General features: G+C 72.0%; 6 protein-coding genes. 3 read left to right on the forward strand and 3 right to left on the reverse strand.

Annotated elements, in window-relative coordinates:
• Positions 1-91 precede the first annotated feature (91 nt).
• Together AB0G02_RS24010 and AB0G02_RS24015 are read right to left on the reverse strand one after the other, a co-directional pair.
• Positions 92-1,195, reverse strand: a complete 1,104-nt coding sequence (locus AB0G02_RS24010; protein WP_360797708.1) for an RDD family protein — start codon at positions 1,193-1,195, stop codon at positions 92-94.
• Between the two features lie 138 nt (positions 1,196-1,333).
• Positions 1,334-2,704 (reverse strand): cystathionine beta-synthase, encoded by a 1,371-nt coding sequence (locus AB0G02_RS24015; protein ID WP_360797709.1) that lies wholly within the window; start codon positions 2,702-2,704, stop codon positions 1,334-1,336.
• A 97-nt stretch (positions 2,705-2,801) separates the two neighbouring features.
• Here AB0G02_RS24015 and AB0G02_RS24020 point away from each other — a divergent pair, with 97 nt between their 5' ends.
• Both AB0G02_RS24020 and AB0G02_RS24025 read left to right on the forward strand, forming a co-directional pair.
• Positions 2,802-3,581, forward strand: a complete 780-nt coding sequence (locus AB0G02_RS24020; protein ID WP_360797710.1) for an SGNH/GDSL hydrolase family protein — start codon at positions 2,802-2,804, stop codon at positions 3,579-3,581.
• Positions 3,582-3,637: 56 nt separating this feature from the next.
• Entirely contained in the window at positions 3,638-4,858 is a 1,221-nt protein-coding gene (locus tag AB0G02_RS24025) for an acetyl-CoA C-acetyltransferase (RefSeq protein WP_360797711.1), read from the forward strand.
• Between the two features lie 170 nt (positions 4,859-5,028).
• Here AB0G02_RS24025 and AB0G02_RS24030 read toward each other — a convergent pair whose 3' ends face one another.
• Positions 5,029-5,829, reverse strand: coding sequence for a Bax inhibitor-1/YccA family protein (locus AB0G02_RS24030; RefSeq protein WP_360797712.1), 801 nt, complete (start codon positions 5,827-5,829; stop codon positions 5,029-5,031).
• Between the two features lie 250 nt (positions 5,830-6,079).
• Here AB0G02_RS24030 and AB0G02_RS24035 point away from each other — a divergent pair.
• Positions 6,080-7,534 (forward strand): hypothetical protein (locus AB0G02_RS24035; protein WP_360797713.1); only part of this gene is annotated, 1,455 nt, incomplete at its 3' end.

The raw sequence follows: 7,534 nt of genomic DNA on the forward strand, positions 1-7,534 counted from the left end.
CTCCTGACATTCGGCTCGGGCGCCCTAACGCCCACCCGCCGGGCGGCCGCAGGCCCCCCGGGCGGTCGGGTGACGCCCGGTGGTGCTCAGCTCACCACTGCTGCGGCGGCTGCTGGCCGTACGGGTTCTGCTGCGGCTGGCCGTACGGGTTCGACGGCGGCTGCTGGCCGTAGGGGTTCGGCTGCTGGCCGTAACCGCCACCGCCGCCCGGGTACCCGCCGGGGGTGGCGCCCGCAGGCGCGTTCACCACGACGGTGCCCATGATCTTGTCGGCCCACGTCTGGTTCTTGGCCTCCCACAGGGGCGCGAACCAGCCCGCGTAGCAGGGCAGCGAGTCGACGAAGTGGCACAGGTGCCGGACGAAGGCGTTGCCGAAGCCGATCGGCTGCCCCGTCTCCTCCTTGATGAGCTTGATCTTCGCGACCTTCTTGCCCATCGACTGACCCGTGGTGCCCGCCAGGTACCAGGAGTTGTAGATCATGAAGCCGATCAGCGCCAGGTACCCGATGCCGGGGAGGATGACCCCGATGGTCGGGTCGCCGGTGGCCGCGCCGATGCCGGCCAGGACGCCGACCACGAGGCCGGGCGCGACGTAGTCGATCAGGAAGCCGATCGCGCGGGTGCCCCACTCCGCGTAACCGCCTGCGGGCGCACCGTAAGCGGGCTGCGCGCCGTAGTGGGGCTGCGCGCCCCACGCCTGCTGCGGCTGCGAGTAGGGGTTCGCCCCGGGCGGCTGGCCGTAGGGGTTGGACGGCGGCTGCTGGGCGTACGGGTTCTGCTGCGGCTGGCCGTACGGGTTGGACGGCTGCCCGTACTGGGCGGGCGGCTGCTGGCCGTACTGCGCCGGCGGCTGCCCGTACTGCGGCGGCTGTTGGGCCGGGAACGCGCCGGATCCCGGCTGCTGCGCCGGGAAAGCGCCGGAACCGGGCTGCTGCGCGGGCTGACCGTACGGGTTGGACTGCGGCTGCTGCTGGGTCGCGCCCGGCGACACGACCTGCGTCGCGTCCGGGTTCGACGGGGGCTGCTGGCCGGAGGGCATGACCTGGGTCGCCTCCGGCGGCGGGAAAGCAGGGGGCTGGCCACCGCTCGGCACGACCTGCGTCGCGTCGGCGTTCGGGGGCTGGGCACCCTGCCCCTGCTCCTGCTGGTTGTGACCGCCGAACTGCTGGTTCCCTGGCGGCTGCGGAGCGTTCATCGGAGTTTCCAACCCCCTTGGCACGGGCCGTAGGTTAGTGAGTCGGTGGCCAACGCTAGCGGATGCCACCGCCCTGGCCACGCGCAACCGGTCAACCCGTCCCGATCCGGAACGGGTCGACCACCGGTCGGCGGCCGGTCAGCGACCGGCGAGGAAACCCAGGATGTCCTGCCGCGTGACCACGCCGGCGGGCTTGCCGTCCTCCAGCACCAGCGCACCGTCCGCTGAGGACAGTGCCGCCATGGCGGAGCTGATCGACTCGCCCGCGCCGATCGTGGGCAGCTTCAACGACATGTGCCGGTCGAGCCGGTCGGTCAGCTGCGCCTTGCCGGTGAACAGCGCGTCGAGCAGGTCCCGCTCGTTGACCGCGCCCGCGACCTCGGCGGCCATCACCGGCGGTTCGGCGTTGACGACCGGCATCTGGGAGACGCCGTACTCGCGCATGATCGCGACGGCCTCCGCGACCGTCTCGTTGGGGTGGCCGTGCACGAGGTCCGGCACGGTGCCGTCCTTGCGCCGCAACACGTCCCCGACCGTCGCGCCGGACGTGTCGGGCGAGAGGAAGCCGTACTGCGCCATCCACTTGTCGTTGAACACGCTCGACAGGTAGCCGCGGCCGCCGTCGGGCAGCAGCACGACGATCACGTCGTCCGGGCCCGCGGTCTCGGCCACGCGCAGCGCCGCCGCGACGGCCATGCCGCACGAGCCGCCGACGAGCAGGCCCTCCTCGCGGGCGAGCCGGCGGGTGATGTCGAACGAGTCCGCGTCGCTCACCGCGACGATCTCGTCGCACACGTCCCGGTCGTAGGCGTCGGGCCAGAAGTCCTCACCGACGCCCTCCACCAGGTACGGCCGGCCGGTGCCGCCGGAGTAGACCGAGCCCTCCGGGTCCGCGCCGATGATCTTCACGCGGCCACCGGAGACCTCCTTGAGGTACCTGCCGGTGCCGGAGATCGTGCCGCCGGTGCCGACGCCCGCGACGAAGTGCGTGACGCGGCCCTCGGTCTGCCGCCAGACCTCGGGACCGGTGCCGTGGTAGTGGCTGGCCGGGTTCTCCGGGTTGGCGTACTGGTTGGGCTTCCACGCGCCGGGGATCTCGGCCACCAGGCGGTCGGAGACGTTGTAGTACGAGTCGGGGTGCTCCGGCGCGACCGCGGTCGGGCACACCACGACCTCGGCGCCGTAGGCCTTGAGCACGTTGCGCTTGTCCACGCTGACCTTGTCGGGGCAGACGAAGACGCACTTGTAGCCCTTGCGCTGGGCCACGAGCGCCAGTCCGACGCCGGTGTTGCCCGAGGTGGGCTCGACGATCGTGCCGCCGGGCCCGAGCTCGCCGCTGCGCTCGGCCGCCTCGACCATGCGCAGCGCGATGCGGTCCTTCACGCTGCCGCCGGGGTTGAGGTACTCGACCTTGGCCAGGATGAGCGGCAGGCGGCCCTCGGCCACCGCGTTCAGCTTCACCAGCGGCGTGTTGCCGACCAGGTCTACGACGCTCTCGACGTACTCCACGACGGACCTTCCACTTCTTGAGATGACCCGCTGAGCGTATATCGGTGGCGGGGCGTTCGGCCCGGTGGACGATGGGGGTGGTGGGAGGGAGGTCGCGATGCGGGGGTTCCGGCTCCTGGCGGTGGTCGCGGGGGCGTTGGGCGGGCTGACCGGGGTGGCGTACGGCTTGTTCAGCGAGCAGTCGCGGCGCGCGCGGGTGGTGATCGGGGTGCCGGACGCGCCGCCGTTGCGCGCGGACGGGGTGCACGGCGCGGGTGGGGGGCCGCCGGTGCGGTTCGCCGTGCTGGGCGACTCGATGGCGGCCGGGCTCGGGGTGGACGACCCGGCGGAGCTGCCGGGCGTGGTGCTGGCGACCGGGTTGTCCGAGGAGGTCGGTGCGCCGGTGCGGCTGGAGACGTACGCGATCTCCGGTTCCACGACCCGCGACCTCGCGGCGCAGGTGGACCGGGTGGTGGCCGACCCGCCGGACCTGGCGCTGGTGGTCATCGGGGCGAACGACGTGACCACGCGGCTGTCGATCCCGGTGTCGGCGGCGCTGCTGGGCGTGCAGGTGCGGCGGCTGCGGGAGGCGGGCGTCGGCGTGGTCGTGGCGACGTGCCCGGACCTGGGCACCGTGCGGCCGATCGCGGAGCCGCTGCGGTCGGTGGCGCGGAGCTGGTCGCGGCGGCTGGCGCGGGCGCAGCGGGTCGAGGTGGAGCGGGCGGGCGGCGTGGCGGTGGCGCTGGGCGACCTGCTGGCGGCGGAGTTCCGGGCGCGGCACGTGGACTACTTCAGCCGGGACCGGTTCCACCCGAGCGCGGTGGGGTACGAGGCGGCGACGTCCGTCCTGCTGGCCCCGTTGTGCGGCGTCCTTCGTCACGAGTGGTGGCCGCGCTGAACGGGCGTTAACTAGGCTGCACGTCACACGTTGCGGCGAAACAAAGGAGTTCCGTAATGCCTGAGGCAGTGATCGTCTCCGCCGCCCGGTCGCCCATCGGGCGCGCGGGCAAGGGCTCGCTGAAGGACGTGCGCGCCGACGACCTCACCGTGCAGGTCCTGAAGGCCGCGCTGGCGAAGGTGCCGCAGCTCGACCCGAACGACATCGACGACCTCATGCTCGGCTGCGGTCTGCCCGGCGGCGAGCAGGGCTTCAACCTGGGCCGCGTCGTGTCCGTGCTGGCGGGGTACGACAACCTGCCCGGCACCACGGTGACCCGGTACTGCGCGTCGAGCGTGCAGACGACGCGGATGGCGCTGCACGCCATCAAGGCGGGCGAGGGCGACGTGTTCATCAGCGCGGGCGTGGAGACGGTGTCCAGCTTCGCGCGCGGGTCGTCCGACTCGTGGCCGAACACCCACAACCCGCTGTTCGCCGACGCCGAGGCCCGCACCGCCGCGGTGGCCGGTTCCGGCGCGTCGGAGTGGGTCGACCCGCGGGTGAACGGGCAGGTGCCCGACGTCTACATCGCCATGGGGCAGACGGCGGAGAACCTGGCGCTGGCCAAGGGCGTGTCGCGGCAGGAGATGGACGAGTTCGGCGTGCGGTCGCAGAACCTCGCGGAGAAGGCCATCGCCAACGGGTTCTGGGCGCGCGAGATCACGCCCGTGACGCTGCCGGACGGCACCGTCGTGTCGGCCGACGACGGCCCGCGCGCCGGCGTGACGATCGAGGGCGTGTCGGGGCTCAAGCCGGTGTTCCGGCCCGACGGGCGGGTCACGGCGGGCAACTGCTGCCCGTTGAACGACGGCGCGGCGGCGCTGGTGGTCATGAGCGACGTGAAGGCGAAGGAGCTCGGCATCACGCCGTTGGCGCGGATCGTGTCGACCGGTGTGTCCGGGTTGTCGCCGGAGATCATGGGCCTCGGGCCGGTCGAGGCGTCGCGGCGGGCGTTGGCGCTGGCCGGGATGTCGATCTCGGACATCGACCTCGTGGAGATCAACGAGGCGTTCGCGGCGCAGGTCATCCCGTCGTACCGGGACCTGGGGATCGACCTGGACCGGCTCAACGTCAACGGCGGCGCGATCGCCGTGGGTCACCCGTTCGGGATGACCGGCGCGCGGATCACCACGACGCTGATCAACTCGCTCCAGTTCCACGACAAGCAGTTCGGCCTGGAGACCATGTGCGTCGGCGGCGGTCAGGGCATGGCCATGGTGGTCGAGCGCCTGAGCTGACCCGCGTCCGGCGTGTCCTGAGCGTTCAACTCGGGTGTCCTGAGCGTAGGACTCTCGCGTTCCGAGCGTAGGACTCTCGCGACTTGGACGTAGGACACGCGTGGTTCGGGCAGGACGCGCGAAGGGCGCCCCGGCTGACCGGGGCGCCCTTCGGCGTGCTGCGGGTGGTGCTAGTCGCGCTGCAGGTAGGACAGCAGGCGCAGGATCTCCAGGTACAGCCAGACCAGCGTGGTCATCAGGCCGAACGCGGCCAGCCAGGCGTACTTCGCCGGCAGCCCGCCGCGGATCATCTCGTTCGCGGCCTCGAAGTCCAGCAGGAAGTTGAACGCCGCGATGCCGATCACCAGCAGGCTGAACACGATCGCCAGGGTGCCGCCGTCGCGCAGGCCCATGTTCACGCCGAACAGGCTCATGATCAGGTTGCCCAGCATGAGCACGACCACGCCGACGGTGGCGCCGATGATCCACTTGGTCAGGCGCGGGGTGACCCGGATCGCACCCGTCTTGTAGACCACGAGCATGGCGCCGAACACGCCGAACGTGCCCAGGATCGCCTGCCACGCGATGCCGGAGTACACCGACTCGAACACGCCGGTGATGGCCCCGAGGAACACGCCCTCGGCCGCCGAGTACACGAGCACCAGCGGCGCGCTCGGGGTGCGCTTGAAGATGACGATCAGCGCCGTGACCAGACCGACGAGCATGCCGGGGATCGCGAGCGCGAACGGCGCGACCTGGCCGGAGAGGACCAGCCACGCCGAGATGAAGCCGGTGACCAGGGCGATGCCCAGCGTGGTCGCGGTCTTCGTCACCACGTCGTCGATCGTGATGGGCCGCTCGCCGGTGGCCGGCGGCGCACCCTGGTAGCCGGGGTACTGCTGCGCCTGGTAAGGCTGGCCGAAGCCTGCGTAGTTACCGCCACCGCCGCTGGTCGGCAGGTTGCGGAACGCGGGGTTGCTGGTGGTGCGCACCTCGTCCTCCTGTGGCGTGCTGACGCCGTCACGGGGTTCAACGACCACACGAGTCGATCGGTTCCCGTCGGGTAAAAGTGACTTTACTCGGACTGTCGATCTCGGATCCACACCCCGCGCTGCGGAGCGTAGTCGGGGTTCCACCCGCGCGGCGGCTTGCCGACGTGATCTCCTCCCCGTAAGGCTCAGCCAAGGCAGCTGTCACCTACCGGCGACGCCCACAGGCGCGCGCCCGAGGGGTTCGGACATCATGAGGTGGAGACGACTCGCCGGCGCGGTGCTCGCGACCGGTGTGGCCCTGCTCGCCGTGCCCGGCGCGGCCGGTGCCCAGCCCCAGGTCGAGCGGGGTTCGGGGTACGAGACCGACGCCCAGGGGTACGCGGGCAAACCGGCGGGCGGCGACTGGCTCGGCTCCTACAAGTGGCGTGGTCAGCAGGTGTGGTGCGTGCAGTACTCGCTGCTCGCGCCGGACAGCAACGTGGCGTACCGGGAGGGCGACGAGCTGCTCTCCAAGGGCGGCGCGCGCCTCCGCGACGACGTCGCGGGGAGCATCTCCTACCTCCTGCTGAGGTACGCCAACACGCAGTCCGCGGACGAGTCGGCGGCGCTGGCGCACCTGCTGCACACCTGGACGGCGTACGAGGACCCGGCCAACAAGATCTCGCTGGCGCCGACCAGCGACTACAAGCACATCGCCTACAACGCCGACTTCCACTTCAAGCAGCTCGCGCGCTTCGGCCAGGCGCAGCAGGCGGTGGGCCGGCTGGAGGCCGAGGCGGCGGCGAACCGCGGCCCGTGGGCGGCCAAGGTGAGCGCCCCGGCCGACGAGCAGGTCATCGGCACGCCCGACACGTGGGTGGTGGACGTCACCAAGGGCGACGGCGGTCAGGTGGCCGGCGCCCCGGTGACGGTGGAGCTGACCGACGCGACGCTGGAGACCGGTGAGGCCGCCGCCGAGCTGACCACGTCGACCGACGGCAAGTCGCTGGCGGTGCAGGTGGTGCCGACCGGGCCGAACCCGTCGCTCACGGTGAAGCTGGACAGCCCGGCGGACCGGCCGAAGGTGCACATCCCGGCCGACGACAACATGCAGCGGATCGTCACCACGGGTGGCGAGAAGAAGCTGAGCGCGAACGCGTCGACGACCGCGAAGACCGCGCCGGGCGTGGTGAAGGTCGCCAAGACCGACGCCGAGACCGGCAAGGCGATCGCCGGCGTGGCGCTGAAGGTGACCGCGGCCGACGGCACGGCGCCCGCGAAGCGCCAGGACGACACCGCGCTGACCGGTCCCGAGGGCACGCCGGTCGTGCTCCAGACCGCCGCGGACGGCACCGTGCAGGTGCCGGACCTGCGCACGCCGCAGGAGGTCTGCGTGATCGAGGTCGCACCGGCCAAGGGCTACCAGGAGTTCTTCGACCCCAGCGCGCCGCCCAAGGTCTGCGGGACCGTCGAGGCCGGGCAGACCCTGGCGCTCGCGGTGACCAACAAGCCCGACAAGCCGGTCGTGCCGATCACGATCCACGCCGGTTCCGAGGGCGCCGGCGTGGTCGCGAAGGCGGCGTTCACCACCCGGGTGCCGACCGGCGGCCTGATCGGGTTCGGCGGCCTGGTGCTGGTCGGCGCGTTCGCGCTCGGCCTGGTGGTCCGGCGTCGGGCAGCCGCCCGCCGGGGGCGGCGTCCTCCGGGGGAGCTCTGCTGTCGGGCG

This window comes from Actinosynnema sp. NPDC023658, from assembly GCF_040639995.1.
In the GTDB taxonomy this organism is placed as follows: Bacteria; Actinomycetota; Actinomycetes; order Mycobacteriales; family Pseudonocardiaceae; genus Actinosynnema.